The organism is Herbiconiux sp., assembly GCF_004297105.1.
Lineage (GTDB): Bacteria > Actinomycetota > Actinomycetes > Actinomycetales > Microbacteriaceae > Herbiconiux.
In genome coordinates, this window is sequence record NZ_SCVE01000007.1 from 64,587 (window position 1) to 82,548 (window position 17,962).

General features: G+C 68.6%; 14 protein-coding genes, 1 tRNA gene and 1 pseudogene. 11 read left to right on the forward strand and 5 right to left on the reverse strand.

Going from position 1 to position 17,962, the window contains the following annotated elements:
• Positions 1–203 precede the first annotated feature (203 nt).
• The 6 genes and pseudogenes from mtrA to secA all read left to right on the forward strand — a co-directional run.
• A complete protein-coding gene (gene mtrA / locus EPO52_RS03465) occupies positions 204–881 on the forward strand; it encodes an MtrAB system response regulator MtrA (protein WP_290801987.1) in 678 nt (225 codons plus the stop codon).
• 7 nt (positions 882–888) lie between these two features.
• The gene (mtrB, locus tag EPO52_RS03470) at positions 889–2,619 is read left to right on the forward strand and encodes an MtrAB system histidine kinase MtrB (protein ID WP_290801990.1); all 1,731 of its coding nucleotides are present in this window, start codon (positions 889–891) and stop codon (positions 2,617–2,619) included.
• On the forward strand, positions 2,612–4,303 hold the full coding sequence (locus tag EPO52_RS03475) for an LpqB family beta-propeller domain-containing protein (protein ID WP_290801993.1): 1,692 nt from the start codon (positions 2,612–2,614) through the stop codon (positions 4,301–4,303). Before mtrB ends, EPO52_RS03475 begins: the two co-directional genes overlap by 8 nt.
• 99 nt (positions 4,304–4,402) lie before the next feature.
• Positions 4,403–5,116, forward strand: a complete 714-nt coding sequence (locus tag EPO52_RS03480) for a phosphoribosyltransferase family protein (protein ID WP_290801995.1) — start codon at positions 4,403–4,405, stop codon at positions 5,114–5,116.
• Between the two features lie 108 nt (positions 5,117–5,224).
• Positions 5,225–5,935: a ribosome-associated translation inhibitor RaiA gene (gene raiA, locus EPO52_RS03485; RefSeq protein WP_290801997.1), complete on the forward strand. Its 711-nt coding sequence runs from the start codon at positions 5,225–5,227 to the stop codon at positions 5,933–5,935.
• A 140-nt stretch (positions 5,936–6,075) separates the two neighbouring features.
• Positions 6,076–8,739 (forward strand): annotated as a pseudogene (gene secA, locus EPO52_RS03490) (preprotein translocase subunit SecA); the annotation flags it as partial.
• 329 nt (positions 8,740–9,068) lie between these two features.
• Here the strand turns inward: secA and EPO52_RS03495 are convergent.
• Entirely contained in the window at positions 9,069–9,500 is a 432-nt protein-coding gene (locus tag EPO52_RS03495) for an Rv3235 family protein (RefSeq protein ID WP_290802002.1), read from the reverse strand.
• Between the two features lie 360 nt (positions 9,501–9,860).
• Between EPO52_RS03495 and EPO52_RS03500 the strand changes: the two genes are divergently transcribed.
• Positions 9,861–11,354, forward strand: coding sequence for a PAS domain-containing sensor histidine kinase (locus tag EPO52_RS03500; protein WP_290802005.1), 1,494 nt, complete (start codon positions 9,861–9,863; stop codon positions 11,352–11,354).
• A gap of 127 nt (positions 11,355–11,481) precedes the next feature.
• On the opposite strand, the gene EPO52_RS03505 is transcribed toward EPO52_RS03500, so the two are convergent.
• Positions 11,482–11,730 carry a WhiB family transcriptional regulator gene (locus EPO52_RS03505; RefSeq protein WP_137835978.1) on the reverse strand — a complete coding sequence of 83 codons (249 nt, stop codon included), beginning with the start codon at positions 11,728–11,730 and terminating at the stop codon, positions 11,482–11,484.
• Positions 11,731–11,948: 218 nt separating this feature from the next.
• Between EPO52_RS03505 and EPO52_RS03510 the strand changes: the two genes are divergently transcribed.
• Entirely contained in the window at positions 11,949–12,368 is a 420-nt protein-coding gene (locus EPO52_RS03510) for a hypothetical protein (protein ID WP_290802015.1), read from the forward strand.
• A gap of 40 nt (positions 12,369–12,408) precedes the next feature.
• Here EPO52_RS03510 and bcp read toward each other — a convergent pair whose 3' ends face one another.
• Complete coding sequence (gene bcp, locus EPO52_RS03515) at positions 12,409–12,891, reverse strand: thioredoxin-dependent thiol peroxidase (RefSeq protein ID WP_290802018.1); 483 nt, start codon at positions 12,889–12,891, stop codon at positions 12,409–12,411.
• 74 nt (positions 12,892–12,965) lie between these two features.
• Here bcp and EPO52_RS03520 point away from each other — a divergent pair, with 74 nt between their 5' ends.
• Complete coding sequence (locus EPO52_RS03520) at positions 12,966–13,460, forward strand: septum formation family protein (protein ID WP_290802021.1); 495 nt, start codon at positions 12,966–12,968, stop codon at positions 13,458–13,460.
• 57 nt (positions 13,461–13,517) lie between these two features.
• Positions 13,518–13,593, forward strand: a tRNA-Lys gene (locus EPO52_RS03525).
• A gap of 67 nt (positions 13,594–13,660) precedes the next feature.
• Here EPO52_RS03525 and EPO52_RS03530 read toward each other — a convergent pair.
• Both EPO52_RS03530 and EPO52_RS03535 read right to left on the reverse strand, forming a co-directional pair.
• Positions 13,661–14,623: a DUF4432 family protein gene (locus EPO52_RS03530; RefSeq protein WP_290802024.1), complete on the reverse strand. Its 963-nt coding sequence runs from the start codon at positions 14,621–14,623 to the stop codon at positions 13,661–13,663.
• Between the two features lie 48 nt (positions 14,624–14,671).
• On the reverse strand, positions 14,672–14,950 hold the full coding sequence (locus EPO52_RS03535; protein WP_290802027.1) for a hypothetical protein: 279 nt from the start codon (positions 14,948–14,950) through the stop codon (positions 14,672–14,674).
• Between the two features lie 200 nt (positions 14,951–15,150).
• Between EPO52_RS03535 and EPO52_RS03540 the strand changes: the two genes are divergently transcribed.
• Positions 15,151–17,841, forward strand: coding sequence for a LuxR C-terminal-related transcriptional regulator (locus EPO52_RS03540; protein WP_290802030.1), 2,691 nt, complete (start codon positions 15,151–15,153; stop codon positions 17,839–17,841).
• Positions 17,842–17,962 lie beyond the last annotated feature (121 nt).

Below are 17,962 nucleotides of genomic sequence, written 5' to 3' on the forward strand. Positions count from 1 at the left end.
TGGTCCTAACACTCCGCGCCGGTCCCCGACCCGCCTCGTCCGTCCTCGACCATGCTTTCACACTCGTTGAGACTTTTCTCGGCAAGTGTCGAGAAGCCTGCTGGTGCGCTCGACTACTCTTGTCGCAACCCAGCCTGAATCGGGGAACACGCGGTGCCCACCCTCACCGCCGTCCCCCGGATGACGCGAAAGAATCAGCAGACATGGACCCTCGCATTCTCGTGGTCGACGACGACACGGCTCTTGCGGAGATGATCGGCATCGTCCTGCGCGCGGAGGGCTTCGATCCGGTGTTCTGCGCCGACGGCGGAGAAGCGCTCGCCGCCTTCCGCGAGTCGCGCCCCGACCTGGTGCTGCTCGACGTCATGCTGCCCGGCATCGACGGCATCGAGGTGTGCGGCCAGATCCGCGCCGAATCGGGCACTCCCATCATCATGCTCACCGCGCGCACCGACACCTCAGACGTCGTGAAAGGCCTCGAATCGGGCGCCGACGACTACGTGGTGAAGCCGTTCAACCCGAAAGAGCTCGTGGCCCGCATCCGCACCCGGCTGCGTCCCACTCCCGAGTCGACGCCCGAGACCCTGCAGATCGGCGACCTGCACCTCGACGTGGCCGGCCACGAGGTCAAGCGCGGCGACGAGCGCATCAACCTCACCCCCCTCGAGTTCGATCTGCTGCTCGCCCTGGCCACGAAGCCGCAGCAGGTGTTCACCCGCGAGATGCTGCTGGAGCAGGTCTGGGGCTACCACTACAAGGCCGACACGCGTCTCGTGAACGTGCATGTGCAGCGCCTGCGCGCGAAGGTCGAAGAAGACCCCGACAACCCCACCATCGTCATGACGGTTCGGGGCGTCGGCTACCGCGCGGGGAACGCGTGACCCTCTGATGAGCGCCACGGGTGCGCGCAGGAGCCGCCTCGGCCCCACGGTGCTCCGCAACTGGCGGGCCTGGCCGCGTCAGCTGGCGCGCCTGTGGCGGCGTTCGCTGCAGTTCCGCACCATCGTCATCACGGTCACCCTCTCGGCCATCGCCGTGGTGGCCACCGGAACCTACATGTCGATCTCCATCGGCAACGACCTGTTCCAGTCGAGGCTCAATCAGGTGCTCGTCGAGTCGAAGAACGCCACGAATGCCGCGCAGACCATCTTCGACTCCGCGGATGCCTCGGGCGAGGCCTCCACCATCTCCCTCTTGAACTCCGCCAAGTCGGCCATCATCGCCTCCTCGTCGAGCCGACTCATCGCGCTGTACGCGACACCGGGCCAGACCTCCAGTTCGACCACCGTGCTCTCGTTCGCGAGTCCCGAGCTGCCGGGCGTGATCTCCACCGACCTGCGCGATCAGGTGGCGGCGGGCGGCGATTCGGCCCAGCAGTACTGGCAGTCGGTGTCGTTGCCGAGCGAGTCGGGCGGCAGCGATCCGGGCATCATCGTCGGCTCACCGCTCACCATCCCGGGCGCCGGCCGGTTCGAGCTCTACATCGGCTACAACCTCTCCGAGGCCGAGCAGACCCTCGTGTTCGTGCAGCAGACCCTGTGGCTCGGCGGGCTCGCGCTCGTGGTGCTCATCGGTCTGGTGGCCGGGGTGATCGTGCGGCTCGTGGTGAAACCCATTCGCGTGGCCGCCGACACCAGCGAGAAGCTCGCCGCGGGCCAGCTCGAGGTGCGCATCCCCGAACGCGGCGAAGACGTGATCTCCACCCTCGCCCGCTCGTTCAACGGCATGGCCGACAGCATGCAGTCGCAGATCACGCAGCTGGCCGACCTCTCGCTCGTGCAGCAGCGATTCGTGTCGGATGTCTCGCACGAACTGCGCACCCCGCTCACCACCATCCGGCTCGCCGGCGACGTGCTCTACGACCAGCGCGACACCTTCCCGCCCGCCACCGGCCGCACGGCGGAGCTGCTGCACACGCAGACCGAGCGATTCGAGGTGCTGCTCTCCGACCTGCTCGAGATCAGCCGGTTCGACGCCGGATCCGCCTCGCTCGACACCGAGCCCACCAACCTGGTGCGGCTCGCCGAAGACGCCATCGAGCAGATGGAGTCGCTCGCCGAGCAGGCGGGCTCCGATCTGCGGCTGGTGGCACCGGGCGGCTATTTCGAGGCCGAGGCGGATGGCCGCCGCATCCGCCGCATCGTGCGCAACCTGCTCGGCAACGCGATCGAGCACGGCGAGGGCAGGCCCATCGTGGTGAGCGTCGACAGCGATGCGCGCGCGGTGGCGCTCTCGGTGCGCGACTACGGCAGCGGTATGAGCGAGGCGGAGTCGGAGCGGGTGTTCGACCGGTTCTGGCGCGCCGATCCCTCGCGCAAGCGCACCATCGGCGGCACGGGGCTCGGCCTCGCCATCTCGCTCGAAGACGCCACCCTCCACGGCGGCGCCCTCGAGGTGTGGTCGGCTCCCGGCGCCGGCAGTTGCTTCCGGCTCACGCTGCCCCGGGTGCAGGGCAGGCCCCTCGAGAGCTCGCCGCTGCCGCTCGAACCGGCAGATGCCTACGGCGAGGCGCCCGCGGTGGCCGCGCTCCGTCAACCCGGCACGCACACACAGCCCACCGGCCTCGCGGTCGAGGGCTCCCCGCGCGCCGTCAGCAGGGAAGGACGAGCGGATGCGTAGCCCCCGTCGTTGGAACCGCGTCGCTCTCGCCGCCCTGGGTGCCGTCGTGCTCGTGCTCGTCACGGCCTGCAGCGGCATCCCGCGCACCGGCCCGGTGCAGGAGGGCGACGCCATCGGCACCGCCGACGACATCGACGTGATCTTCCTGGCGGCGGGCCCCACGGTCGGCGCGTCGCAGCAGGAGATCCTTAACGGCTTCATCCAGGCCGCGAAGAGCCCGCAGGACGACTACGCCATCGCCCGCCAGTATCTCGAGAAGTCGGCCGCCGACTCCTGGAAGCCGAACGCCGGCACCACGGTCGACATGGGCACCCGCCCCACCACCGCCGTGACCGACACCACACTCCAGATGTCGATCACCCCGGTGGCCGACGTGGATTCCAACGGGTCCTACCTCGAGAGCCCGTCGAGCGCCCCCACCACGCTGCAGTTCGGCTTCACCCAGGTCGACGGCGAGTGGCGCATCAACCAGCTCGCCGATGGCATCGTGATCGAAGACCTCTTCTTCGACCAGGTGTTCAGCCCGCACTCCCTCTACTTCTACGACCCGACCTTCACGTACCTCGTGCCCGACCTGAGATGGTTCCCCACCTCGACGGCGGTGGGCACCCGGGTCGTGAAGGCACTCCTGGCCGGGCCATCCGCGTGGTTGGGCGATGGTGCCGTGGTCACGGCGTTCCCCGACGGCACCCAGACACCGGCCGTGGTCACCACCGGCGGGCAGGCGAGGGTGGAGCTCTCGAGCAACGTGCTGCAGGCCGACACCACCGATCTGCAGCGCATGCAGTACCAGTTGAGCGAGAGCCTCAAAGACCTGGCGTCGGCCTCGAACGTGGCCATCTCGGTCGACCAGAACATCGTGCAGATCCCTGCCAACTCCGTGAAGCAGCCCGACGCGGCTCCTCGGGTGAACGCGCAGCCGCTCGTGCAGCGCGACGGGTCGGTCGGCTACCTCTCCGGATCGGGCGTCACCTCGATCGCCGGCATCACCGACTCCGTCGACGCGCTGCAGCCCGACGCGGTGTCGTACTCGGCCACAGCGGGAACCGCGGCGGTGAGATCGACGGCCGGAGGCGTGTACGCGGTGCGCGCCGGAGCCTCGTCCGGGGTTCTGCTCGATCCCCGCGACGGGCTCGTCGACCCGGCCGTCGATCCGTTCGGCTATGTGTGGAGCGTGCCGGCGGATGCTCCCACCGCACTCACGGCCTACGCGCGCGACGGCAGCGCGGTGCAGATCCCCACCAGCTGGGACGGCGCAACCGGTATCACCTCGCTCGAGATCTCCCGCGACGGCACGCGCGCCCTCGCCTTCCTCACGGTGGGCGACCTCCCGAAGCTCGTGGTGGCCGCCGTGATCCGCTCGCCCGACGGGGTTCCGCAGCGGCTCGGGCAGCCGGTGGAGCTCTCCACCGCCGCGGGCACTCCGGTCGACGCCACCTGGGTCGACCAGCTCTCCGTGGCCTCGGTCACCCGGCTGGCCTCGGGGGAGAGCCGCGCGGTGCTGCAGCAGATCGGTGGGCGCAGCCGCCCGCTGGGGTCGCCTCCGGATGCCGTGTCGATGGCGGGTGGCAACGACGCCGACGGACTGCGGGTGCTGTCATCCGATGGCAGCCTGCTGCAGCAGCGGGGGAGTGCCTGGCAGGCGACGGTCTCGGGGATCACGCGGCTCGGGGTTCAGAACTAGGGCGTCCCTCTTCTCCTGCACATCCAAGGGCCTGGCAGATCCGTCCCCTGATTCCGCCGTCGTGGCCTGCCGTGCGGGCGCGCCGCCGAGCATGGAGGAGTGAATCGCACCCTTCGTCTGGTCTCGCCCCTCGTCGCCTCCGTGCTCGGCGACGCGGCCGCTGTGCTGGCGCCGGTGAGCTGCGCCGGATGCGGGCGGGCCGACCGCGCCCTCTGCGACGCGTGCCGGGTTCAGCTCGCAGTGCGTCCGCGCACGGTGTGGCTGAGTGCGGATGAGGCGCTCGAGCCGCGAGGAGCGCTCGCCGTCGCCGTCTCGCTGAGCTACGAGGGCGTCGCCGCGCGGGTGCTCGGCGCCGTGAAGGAGCACGGCCGAACGGATGCCCTGCCCGCGCTCGCTCCGGCGATGCGTTCGGCGCTCCTCAGAGCAGAGGCGCTGTGCGACGGCCGCCGCGGGCCGCCACTGTTGGCCCCCGTTCCCTCGGCGAGGCGCGCCGTGAACCGGCGGGGGTTCCGGCCGGTCGACGTGCTCATCCGTCGGTCGGGTCGCACGGCTCGGCGCCGTCCGCTGCTCGGTCTCGTGCGCGAGACCGACGATCAGGCCGGGCTCGATGTCGCCGCGAGGCAGGCCAACCTGCGGGGTGCCATGCGCGCATCCGGGGCCGTCGACCGCAGAGACGTCGTGCTCGTCGACGACGTGCTCACCACCGGGGCGACCCTGATCGAGGCCCGGCGCGCCGTGATCGAGGGCGGCGGCCGGGTCGTCGCTGCGGCGTGTCTGGCATACACAGCCAAACGAAAGGTGACCGGCAGGTAATTGGTCGGTGACACTTCGGGGCGCCCGTACTAGCGTGAGCAGAACAAGGACGCGAATGATCCCGACCTTGTCGGATCTGCGTCATCCACATATGGCTAGGAGGTCTCCATGGAAGTCAACATCACTGGAAGAAACCTAGGGATCACTGATCGTTTCCGCGAGTACGCGGGCGAGAAAGCGGAGAAAGTAGCCCATCTGGCCGACAAGGCGCTCGCCCTCGAGATCAAGGTGAGTCGTCATAATTCCGCGAGCGGCGTGCAGAGCGGTGACGATCGGGTGGAACTGACCCTGATCGGCCCGGGCCCCCTCGTGCGGGCCGAGAGTGCGGCCTCCGACAAGTACGCGGCCTTCGACATGGCGCTCGCGAAGCTGATGCAGCGTGTGCGCCGTGCGAAAGACCGCAAGAAGGTGCATCGCGGCCAGCATCGGCCGGTGTCGCTGCACGAGGCGAGCACCGGCGGCTTCAGCATCGTCGATGTGGAGCCGGCAGGCCCGGAGGCGCTCTCGGGTGCGCCCCGAGTCGCGGCAGTGGATCCCGATACCGCTGCGAGCCCCGAGGGGGAGGCCGACGACGAAGCGTACTGCCCCGTCGTCATCCGTAAGAAGGTGTTCGGAGCCACCCCCATGACCCTCGACGATGCCATGTACCACATGGAACTCGTGGGGCACGACTTCTATCTGTTCATCGATTCGGAGTCCGGCCGCCCCAGCGTGGTCTACCGGCGCAAGGGCTGGGACTACGGCGTGATCAGCCTCGACGAGAACGCCGCGGCGTTCGCCGAATTGGAGAACGTCACGGTCGGAGCAGCCTCCCGCTGAGGCGCGCGGCCGACGAGGAGGCCACGGAGCCGCATCCGGTGCGATCGCAGCGAATGCGCTGCCGACGCTCAGGCGCGAGCAACTAGTATGGCTTGTGCTTGCGCGGGTAGCGCAGCGCCGATTGCAGTGGGAGAAGCTCCGTGGCCTCAGTTCTCGAAAAGGTTCTTCGTGTGGGCGAGGGTCGAACCCTTCGCAAGCTCCAGAACTACGCGAAGGCGATCAACGCGCTGGAAGACGACTTCCAGGCCCTGTCCGACGAAGAGCTCAAAGACGAGACTCCGCGCCTGCGGGAGCGTTATGAGGCGGGCGAGAGCCTCGATCATCTCCTCCCCGAAGCCTTCGCCGCCGTGCGCGAGGCATCCACCCGAACCCTGGGTCTGCGTCACTTCGACGTGCAGCTCATGGGTGGCGCCGCCCTCCACCTCGGCAACATCGCCGAGATGAAGACCGGTGAGGGCAAGACGCTCGTGGCCACCACGGCGGCGTACCTCAACGCCATCGCGGGCAAGGGTGTTCACGTCATCACGGTGAACGACTACCTCGCCGGCTACCAGAGCGAGCTCATGGGCCGTGTGTTCCGTGCTCTCGGCATGACCACGGGATGCATCCTCGCCGGTCAGACGCCCGCCGAGCGCCGCGTGCAGTACGAGGCCGACATCACGTACGGCACGAACAACGAGTTCGGCTTCGACTACCTGCGCGACAACATGGCGTGGCAGGCCTCCGACATGGTGCAGCGCGGCCACTTCTTCGCCATCGTCGACGAGGTCGACTCCATCCTGATCGACGAGGCCCGCACGCCGCTCATCATCTCCGGCCCCGCGTCCGGCGAGGCGAACCGCTGGTTCAACGAGTTCGCGCAGATCGCCACGAAGCTCGTTCCCGGTGAAGACTTCGAGGTCGACGAGAAGAAGCGCACCGTCGGCGTGCTGGAGCCCGGAATCGAGAAGGTCGAGGACTACCTCGGCATCGACAACCTCTACGAGTCCGCGAACACCCCGCTGATCTCGTTCCTCAACAACGCCATCAAGGCCACCGCCCTGTTCAAGAAGGACAAGGACTACGTGGTTCTGAACGGCGAGGTTCTCATCGTCGACGAGCACACGGGCCGCATCCTGGCCGGTCGTCGCTACAACGAGGGCATCCACCAGGCCATCGAGGCCAAGGAGGGTGTGGCGGTGAAGGCCGAGAACCAGACCCTCGCCACCGTCACCCTGCAGAACTACTTCCGCCTCTACGAAAAGCTCGGCGGCATGACCGGTACGGCCGAGACCGAGGCCGCCGAGTTCATGTCGACCTACAAGCTCGGCGTCGTGGCCATCCCCACCAACCGCCCGATGCAGCGCATCGACCAGTCCGACCTCGTGTACAAGAACGAGCAGTCGAAGTTCGACCAGGTGGTCGAAGACATCGTCGAGCGGCACGAGAAGGGCCAGCCCGTTCTCGTGGGAACCACGAGCGTCGAGAAGAGCGAGTATCTCTCGCGCCTGCTCGCGAAGCGCGGCGTGCGCCACGAGGTGCTGAACGCCAAGAACCACGCCCGGGAGGCTGCGATCGTGGCCCAGGCGGGTCGCCTCGGCTCGGTCACGGTGGCCACCAACATGGCCGGCCGTGGTACCGACATCATGCTGGGTGGCAACGCCGAGTTCCTGGCCGTGGCCGAGATGAACGCCCGTGGCCTCAGCCCGGCCGAGACCCCCGATGAGTACGAGGCGGCGTGGGACGAGGTGTTCCAGTCCGTGAAGTCGGAGGTCGACACCGAGGCCGAGAAGGTCATCGAGGCCGGCGGCCTCTACGTGCTCGGTACCGAGCGCCACGAGTCGCGCCGCATCGACAACCAGCTGCGCGGTCGAAGCGGCCGTCAGGGCGACCCCGGCGAGAGCCGCTTCTACCTCTCGCTCACCGACGACCTGATGCGTCTGTTCAACGCCGGTGCGGCCGAGAGCCTCATGGGCCGGTCCGGTGTTCCCGACGACCTGGCCATCGAGTCGAAGGTCGTCTCCCGCGCCATCCGCAGCGCGCAGTCGCAGGTCGAGGGCCGCAATGCCGAGATCCGCAAGAACGTGCTGAAGTACGACGACGTGCTGAATCGCCAGCGCGAGGCGATCTACAGCGACCGCCGCCACATCCTCGAGGGTGACAACCTGCAGGATCGCGCACAGAAGTTCATGGAAGACGTCATCGACGCCATCATCGCGGATCACGCCTCCGGGTCGGGCGGCGACGACTGGGACTTCGACGCGCTGTGGGCCGAGCTGAAGACTCTCTACCCCATCTCCATCACCATCGACGAGGTCATCGCCGAAGCGGGCACCAAGGGCCGCATCAACCGCGAGTTCGTGACCCGCGAGATCCTCTCCGACGCCAAGATCGCGTACCAGCGCCGGGAGGAGACCCTCGGCGAGGCAGCCATGCGCGAGCTCGAACGCCGCGTGGTGCTCTCGGTGATCGACCGCCGCTGGCGCGACCACCTCTACGAGATGGACTACCTGAAAGACGGCATCGGGCTGCGCGCCATGGCGCAGCGCGACCCGCTCGTGGAGTACCAGCGCGAGGGCTTCGCGCTCTTCCAGTCGATGATGGGCCAGATCCGCGAGGAGACCGTCGGCTTCCTGTTCAACCTCGAGGTCGAGGTCAACTCCTCGCCCTCCGAGGTGGGCGCCCCGACCGTCGAGGCCAAGGGTCTCGCCCAGCCCACCGCGCCGGCCGAGAAGCTGAGCTTCTCCGCACCGAGCGACTCCGGCGGAGTGGAGGTGCGCAATCAGAAGGGCCAGATCGAACAGGCCGCCACGGCACGCGCGCAGCAGGCGGAGGAGAAGTCGGCTCCGGTGCAGAGCGCGTTCTCGCGCGGCCCCGCGGCCACGCCGCCGCAGGCCACGGGAGGCCGACCTGCATCCAGCGGCGGTTCGAACGCGGGCAAGGGCGGTGCCGCGGCATCGGGCTCCGGCTCAGGCGCACAGAGGCAGGCCCCCGCGGCGAAGTCGACCCCGGCTGCGGGCAACCGCGCCCAGCGGCGCTCGCAGGGCAAGAAGAAGAGCTGACCGCGGCCACAGTCGTTTCGTCGGTCGTGGCGCCCTGCGGCTGCGCGCCCTCCTGAGGGGCGGCCCGCCGGCGTGATGAGGGGCGGATCACGTCACAGCACGTGAACTGCGCTCGCACGCCAGCGGCTCTCGAGCCGCTCGAGCCTGATGGCGACCGCGCGGGAACGCGCTCGCCCGTGCACGATCACGACCGCCTCGACCACGCCCGGCGTGGGCTCGCACATGACCGTCGACCCCATCGTGAAGGTGAGCCGGCCGGGGGACTCACCCCTCGCCGCGCGCGCCCGCGCGGAGATGACGACGCGCTTCAGCAGGTGGGTGTAGACGTCGCTCGACAGCCACCGCGCGATCTGGTCGATCTCGCGGGTGCCCGCGAGGATCTCCACCACGCAGCGAGCCAGGTTCATCGCGAGCGCCCTCGCCTCCCCGGGGCCGGTAGAAGGCACAGGATCGTCGGGAGGTTCGCGCTCGATCGCGGTGGGTGACAGGGCACTCGGCGCCGGCACGGCGAGAGACGTGATCATGGAGCTCCTTCGGTGGACGCGAGCGCATGCCGTAACACAACCCGACGTCGATAAGTAAGCATTGCTCAGTGAATGGTCGAAGGCTGTTACTCAACCAGTGTCGCCGACACCTTGTCCAGCAGCGTTTATGCCCTGTGGAATTCTCCGTAGCGCATCTGGCCTTAGGTGGTAATTGCTCATAACACCCCCTGTTCGGGTGGTGATGGACTGAGGTCACGAAAGAGTGCAGGTTTCCGGCCGGGGTGCCCGTTCCCCCGACCTACCGCATCCCCGGCCGGAATAGAGACGGCTCCCGTGATCGCTTCGTAGGGAAATCGATCACGGGAGCCTGTTCTGTAGGAGCACCGTAGGCTAGTTCTCGTGTCAACACTCAGTGATCTCGTCTCGGCCCACGGCAGCTCAACGGAGGCGGATGTCGAGTGGCTCCATCTGCTCGTCAGCGACTGCCAGCTGCTGGCCGATCTCGCCTTCGCCGACATCGTGCTCTGGGTGCCCACGGTCGACGACACCTTCGTCGCGGTGGCGCATTCCCGCCCGTCGAGCTCCGCCACGCTGTTCTACCGCGACTTCGTGGGCCAGACCATCAAGCCCGAGTGGCGCAAGCAGGTCACCGACGCCTTCGAGACGGCTCAGATCGTCGACACCGCCGCGCCCGACTGGTACGAGGAGACGCCCACCCGTGTGCGTGCCGTGCCGGTGTTGCGGCGCCTGTCGGTCTCCGAGCAGACCACGACCGAGCGTCCCGTCGCCGTCATCACGCGGCACACGAACCTCAGCGAGGCCCGCACGCCGAGCCGCCAGGAGCTCACCTTCAATGAGTGCGCCAACGACCTCTTCGCCATGATCGCCGCGGGAGACTTCCCCGACCTGGGCGCCCCCACCGGGCCGAGGCGGGGCGCTCCGCGCGCATCCGATGGTCTGATCCGGCTCGATGTCGACGGCGTGGTCACCTTCGCGAGCCCGAACGGCCTGTCGGCGTTCAACCGCATGGGCTTCGCCGGTGAGCTCGAGGGCCAGTCGCTCGCCGAGGTCACCACAGGTCTGCTCAGCGGCCGCCTCATCGTCGACGAGTCGCTGCCGCTCGTGGTGACGGGCCGCGCGCCGTGGCGCACCGACATCGAGGCGAAGGGTGTCACGGTGTCGCTCCGGGCCATCCCGTTGCGCACCCGCGGGCATCGTTTCGGCGCCATCGTGCTGAGTCGCGACGTCACGGAGCTGCGTCACCAGGAGCGCGAACTCATCACCAAAGACGCCACCATCCGGGAGATCCACCACCGGGTGAAGAACAACCTGCAGACCGTGGCGTCGCTGCTGCGCATCCAGGCGCGGCGTACGCACTCCGATGAGGCGCGGGATGCGCTCACCCAGGCCATGCGGCGCGTGGCCGCCATCGCCGTGGTGCACGACACCCTGTCGGAAGGTCTCAACCAGAGGGTCGACTTCGATACGGTCTTCGACCGCGTGCTGCTGCTCGTGGCCGAGGTCGCGTCGGCGCACAACACCACGGTTCACCCGAAGTCGTCGGGAAGCTTCGGCGTGCTGCCGAGCGAATACGCCACTCCGCTCGCGCTCGCGCTCACCGAGCTCGTCACGAATGCCGTGGAGCACGGCTTGGCGGGTCAGGAGGGCGAGGTGGAGATCGTGGCCACCCGATCGGAGGAGCTGCTGACGGTGGAGGTGCGCGACTCCGGAACAGGGCTCCCCGAGGGCAAGGTGGGCTCGGGTCTCGGCACTCAGATCGTGCGCACCCTGATCCAGGGTGAGCTGGGTGGCACCATCGATTGGCACACGATGGTGGGCAGTGGCACGGTCGTGACCATCGAGATCCCGTTCCGGTGGCTCAAGAAGCCGTGATCTGCAGTGGCTCGGTCAGCTTCGCGGTGGGTGCGGTAGCGCCTGCACGATCTAAGAGGCGCGGCGCGCCCGTGCGGCGTGCGCGAAGCGGTCAGCTTCGCGGCGGGCGCGGTAGCGCCTGCACGATCTAGGAGGCGCGGCGCGCCCGTGCGGCGCGACGCTTCAGAGCGCGACGCTCGTCTTCGCTGAGGCCACCCCAGACACCCGAGTCCTGACCGGTCTCGAGGGCGTACTGAAGGCAGATCTCGGTCACGGAGCATCGGGCGCAGACGGCCTTCGCCTTGTCGATCTGGTCGACAGCGGGCCCGGTGTTCCCGACGGGGAAGAACAGTTCGGGGTCTGCGGTCAGGCAGGCGGCTTTGTCACGCCAATCCATAGCGGGTAGCTCCTTAATGCATGGTGCTTCTTCGGTCGAACGACCTGGAGAATTCGGGTAGAGATCAATGGCACGGTGGACGTTGCAATCAGAGAAGACTGCACCCGCTCACGTCACTGTGAGCAACATTGACCTCGAATATGGTCGCATACTGGTATTTGCAAATCAAGGGTTTTCTACGGAGCGCACACGCGATGAACGAGCTGAACGACGAAGGAATGCCTCGTGAACCTCGTGTGAACGGCGCATCCGAAGCCCCACGCCGGCCCGCGCTTCTCGTGATCCTCGCGGTCATCGTCGGTGCCGAGGCGCTCGTCATGGCGGGGGTCGTCGCGTGGCTGCTGCTGGAGCTGCTGACCGTGCGGCCGGCTTCCTACGAGACCGCCCTCGCGATCCTGGTGCTGGCCGCCATCTCCGCCGTCTTCCTGGCCGTCGTGGCGGTGCACACGCTCCGTGCGCGGCCGTGGACCCGAGCGGCCACGCTCACCTGGCAGATCCTGCAGCTCGTCATCGCCATCGGCTGCTTCCAGGGCATCGTCGCCACGCCCACGATCGGGGTCTGGCTGCTCGTGCCGGCGGCGCTCGTGATCGTGCTGCTGTTCACCCCCTCGGTGGTTGCCGCTACGCGTCGAGAATAGGCGGATGCGGGTTGCCGCCCGCATCCGCCCTCATCGCGTCTCAGGCGTCGATGTGGAGCTTCTTGCGCAGGGATGCGACGTGGCCCGTGGCCTTCACGTTGTAGAGCGCCAGCGTCACGACGCCCTCGGGGTCGATCACAAAGGTGGAGCGGAGCACGCCCGTCACGGTCTTGCCGTAGAGCGACTTCTCGCCCCAGGCGCCGTAGGCGAGGTGGACGGCCTTGTCGGGGTCGGAGAGCAGGGGGAAGTTGAGGCCCTCCTCCGCGGCGAACCCGGCGAGCTTCTCGGGGGTGTCGCGGGAGATGCCGAGCACGGTGTAACCAGCACTCTTCAGGGAGTTGAGGTTGTCGCGGAAGTCGCACGCCTGGGTCGTGCAGCCCGGGGTTCCGGCCCCGGGGTAGAAGTAGAGGATGACGTTCTCGCCGCGGTAGTCGGCGAGCGAGCGCTCGACTCCTTCGGAGTCGAGGAGGGTGAACCCGGGTGCCGGGGTGCCGGCTTCGATGCGCGCGGTGGTGTCAGTCATGAGTCCAGTATTTCGCATGCCTGAGTAGAGATTGCTCCTCACACCCCTTCAGTGGCGGCACCGAGCATGGGTGCATGACCTCACGTTTCCTTCGCACGCTCGCGTCGGCGGCCGGCCTCTCGGCCCTCGTTGCTCTCGCCCTTTGCGGATGCGCAGAGGCATCGTTCTCCGCCGGCGACAGCCCGACGAACGCTGCGACCGTCGTACCCACCAAGAGTGTGTTCGCGCTCGAGATCGGCGATTGCGTCGATGACACCGATGAGGTCGAACTCCAACACCTCCCGCTGGTCGACTGCGCCGACCCCCACGACTACGAGGTCTTCGACGAGTACCAGATCCCGGATGGCGACTATCCAGGAGACGACGTCATCACCGAGATCGCCCTCGGCTACTGCTCGGGTGCGATGGAGAGCTTCGTGGGCGTGGCGTACGAGGCATCCGCACTCGACATCAACTACCTCACGCCCACCGAGGATTCGTGGACGAACGGCGGAGACCGGCAGATCTCGTGCCTCGTGTTCGACCCCGCGGGCAAGGTCTCAGGAACCCTTCAGGGCGCAGCGCGTTAGCCGGCTCGCACACGCCCGGCGAGCATGCTAATGTTGTCGACTGGCCCGCAAGGCCACGCACCTCTAGCTCAATCGGCAGAGCAACTGACTCTTAATCAGTGGGTTCTGGGTTCAAGTCCCAGGGGGTGCACCACGAACTCCCTCGCGAACCTGTGAAACGGTGTCTCGAGGGAGTTTTTCGTTGCGCCGCCGACGTCACGCTAACGGGCGGAGAAGGTGATCTCCAGGGCGGTGGTGAGGGACTCGCCCGGGGCCAGCAGTCGCCCGGTCTTGCCCTCCTGCGGCCCGTCGGCGTGGCTCGGCCAGCACGTACCGGGCTCGATACCGAGGGCGTAGGAGCCCGCGGCCTCGCTTCGCCAGACGGTCAGGAAGGGCAGCTCCTCCGTGCGGTAGCGCACCGTCACGACGGTGGTCTCGGCGAGCAGTTCGGCCACGCTCCAGCCGTCGTCTCCGGCGACCGCGACGAGCGCGTCGACCTTCTCCGGCTTCTGCGGCTCCGGCGCCCCGAGGTCGCGTCGCCAGAGGGCCTCGGAGGAGTCGCCTGCGGCCGGCTTCGCTGCGGCTTCGACGTGAGCGCCTGCATCCAGCAGGGGCCAGCCGAGGTTGATGTGGTAGAGCAGTTTGACCGGAACGGTGTCGAAACCCTCATTGCGCACGACATCGGAGATCGAGATGCGGCTCTCGCCGTGCTCGGCCGTGATCGTGCGGTCGACGGTGAGATTCTGCTCGAAGATCGCCCCCTCGCGCATCGACCCGGCGACCTCGAGCGCATAGGCGTCGCCGTTCCAGCGACCTTCAGCCCGGGTGACCGTGGCCGACACCAGGTGAGCTCGGCCGTGCATCCCCCCTTCCTCGACGGATGCCCGCCCGACTGCGGTGAGCCCGCACGTCGTGAGGAGCCCCCCGAGCCACCGGCGCCCCCAACTCTCGGCCCGAGCCGAGGTGGAGGGGGTGGTGACCGAGACGGCGTCGCCGTTCCACAGGGCGAGGCCGAGGTCGAGGAACTGGTCGGGCTCCACGGTGACGGAGAGTCCGCCGAGGCCCCGCAGGTCGATCTGCCGCCGCCCGGCCTCCGGGCCGTTCGACGCCTGCACCGTGCGGGGGCCCCAGGCCCGTTCCACGGCGCCGATGCGCGCCTCGATGTCACGGCGGCTGTCGTTCATGGTGTCACCTCTCCATTCGGGTGTCCGTCGCGGCGGCCCGCGATCGGGCTACGCGTCGAGCGTGCGGTCGGCGTCGATGCCCTCGCCCGTGAACGCCAGGGTCGCCACGACCGTCAGCACCGCACCCACGGCCACGAAGACGAAGGCGATCACCGCGAGCCACTCCATCAGGGGCTCGTACGGATTCGTGTCGCTCACCGTTCCGGTGGCCGCGAACTCGGCGGCTGCGGCGTAGCCGGCCACCAGCACATCGGCCACGAAGAGCGCAGCGCCCACGATGTAGGCGATACGCAGCAGGAGCACGAGGCGCCGTGTTCGAGTTCTCACGGGTCAACGATACGACCCCGTCGATCCGGGCTACGTATTTCTACTCACGGCACTACGTAACGCGATCGAAGAACCGCCGTTCGGGGCCGAAAAGTGAGTAAAACCTACTCATACCCAGTTCGCCCGGGGGGACGAACCCACCACCCTCTCGGCCCGAGTCGCGCCGCGTATCCCGCTGCGCGCACAGAGAAAGAAGACACATGGCAGCCAAGACCGTTCCCCAGCTCCCCGATGGTCACCGCCTGCACGGGCGCGACCAGCAGTTCAAGCACCTCCTGCGTCTGATCGACCGCGACCACGCGGCGGCCCGGCCCGGCGCCTTCGTGCTCGTCACGGGCCGCCCCGGTGTCGGCCGCTCGGGCTTCCTCGATGCCGCCGCATCCGCTCTCGCCGGCCGGCGAGAGGTCATCGTGGTGCGCGGTCGCACCCACTTGAGCGCGATTCCGCTGGGCGCCCTCGCCCCGCACCTCGCCACGCTGCCACCCTCCGGGGGCGAGAACGCCGACGTCGTGGAGTTCCACCGCTCCATGAACCGGCCCGAGGTGCTCCTCCTGGTCGACGATGCCGACCTGCTCGACTCCGCCAGTCAGTGCATCCTCGAGCAGGTGGCCGCGGCCGGGGTGGCCAGCATCGTGGTGTCCCGCTCGACCCGGTCGACGCGCTCGCCGTCGATCCTCGGCCAGCGGGCCACCGCCACGATCGAACTCGACCCGCTCTCGTCCGGTGAGGCCCACGCGCTGTTGAAAGACCGTCTCGGCCAGAGCATCGGAGCCCTCGCGGCCGACGAGATGGTGCGGCTCGCCGCAGGCAGCACGAAGCTGCTCGTCGAACTGGCCATGGCGGCCGACGGCGCCTCCGACCTGAACGACCACACCGCCGACTGGCGCACCCGCTGGCCGTACGTCTCCGAGGGCGTGCGCACGGCACTCCCCGCGGACCCGGGCACCGCCGACCCGCTCGTCGAAGACCTGCTCATGGTGCTCGCCGTGGCCGGTGACCTCCCGGTGGAGCAGGGCGGCACCTCGGGTGTGTCCGAGCGGGGTACCGCCCTCGCCGAGAGTGCCGGCTTCGTGATCACGCGACGCGAAGACGGCCGGGTGTGGGTGAGTCTGTCGCATCCGCTCTACGCCCCCGTGGTGCTCTCCTCGATGAGCGAGCAATGGCTCGCGGGTTTCTGTGCGGCGGGAGCCGACATGCTCGACGGGTATCCCGAGCACCGGGTGCGCCGTGCACTCCTTCAACTCGGCGCGGGGCAGACGGTGCGGGCCGACCTGCTGCTCGAGCTCGCCCGTCACGAACTGGGCGCCAAGCGCTACACCACGGCGATGACGCTCGGGGTGCACGTGGTCGACGGATGCGACGACGACCCCGTTCTGCGCTCGACGGGCGAGTTCGTGCAGGCCCAGGCCCTGTCGCAGGCCGGGCGGGTGGAGGAGGCCACCCAGCACTTCGACGCCGCCTGGGATGCACTCGAGGGGGTCATCAGCGGAGTGGACGACGCCTACGTCGTCGCTCTGGCCCAGGCGGAGGGCAACCACCTCGCGTTCCGCACCCTGCGCCCCGAGCTCGCGGTGTCGCGGCTCGAGAAGATCGTGGAGAAGGTCGGCGACCAGGCCCTCCGCGCGCAGGTGGAGTCCGATCTGGCCAAGTGGCGGCTGATGGCCGGCAACGGAGCCGAGGCGAGCCTCGGCTCGCTCCCCGACGCTCTGGCACCCGTCGGCCACGTCGACACTCCGGCCGATCTGAATCTGCTCATCATGACCGCCACACTGCAGACGATGGGGGGCAACCTCACGCTCGCCGCCGAGGCGGTCGATCGCGGCCTCGCCGAGTGCGACCGCTACCGCGACGTGCTGCCGAACGCCAGAGACCTGCTTCAGCTCTCCCAGGTGCTCGTGCTCTCGTTCAGCGGGCAGTTCCCCACGGCCCGCACGGCCGCCCGCGCGAATCTCGCGGCCGCCGAGGAGTCGAATCCGAGCGCGCGAGGCCTGTGGAAGTTCGTGCTCGCCATGATCGAGCTGCACACCGGATCGCCCGCACGCGCGTGGAAGCAGATCGCCGAGGGACGTCGTGATCTCGTGTGGCGCGACATCGCGGGGCTCCTGCCGGCGGCGGATGCGCTCTCCGCGGCCATCGCCGCGCGCACCGGCCGGTTCGCCATCGCCCGCAGCTGGCTGGACCAGGTCGACACCACGGAGGTGCGCGACCCCAAGGTGAAGCTCTATGCGGCGCTCGCCCGCGCCTGGGTCTCATCGGCGTCCGGTCGGCCGGGGTTCGCGATCCGGAGCCTTGCCCCCGTCGTGCACGCCGCCTCGGAGAACGGCCATCGCTACCTCGCCGCGCTCGTGGCGTACGAGGCCGTGCGCATCGAGCCGCTCGTCGGCGCCACGGTCATGCTGCCCACTCTCATCGCGGCCCGCACTGCGTTCCCCATCTGCGAGTCGCACGCCCGTGCGATCGTGGGGAGGCACGACGTGCTGCCCATCGCCAAGCAGCTCGCCGAGGCCGGGCTTCTCGGCCCTGCCATCGACGCGGCGCGCTGGGTGGCCGAGCACTCCGCGAACGACCTCGTTCAGGCCGCCCGGGCGCACCGGCTCGCCGACTCCTGGACGGTGCGCGCCGGAGTGGCCATGACGCCCCGGCAGCGCCAGGCGCATCCGCGGGTCACCCCGCTCACCGACCGGGAGTGGCAGCTCGCGTCGGGCGCCGCCGCCCACCGCACGAGCGCCGAGCTCGCGGCCGAGTACGGCATCTCGGTTCGCACCGTCGACAACCATCTCGCCCGCATCTACAAGAAGCTCGGCATCACCGGGCGGCGTGAACTTCCGGCCGAGCTCAGTGAGCTTCAGCTCGACAGCGCCTACGAAGACTTCGCCACGGGCCGCGGATGAGGCCCGCCCGAGAATTCGAGTAGAAACTACTCATCACACCCCGGCGGAGGTCGGGAACAGAATCGACTCGGGCGTCAAGCCCGATCATCTTCACGCATCCACGGTCACACCAACCAGCGCG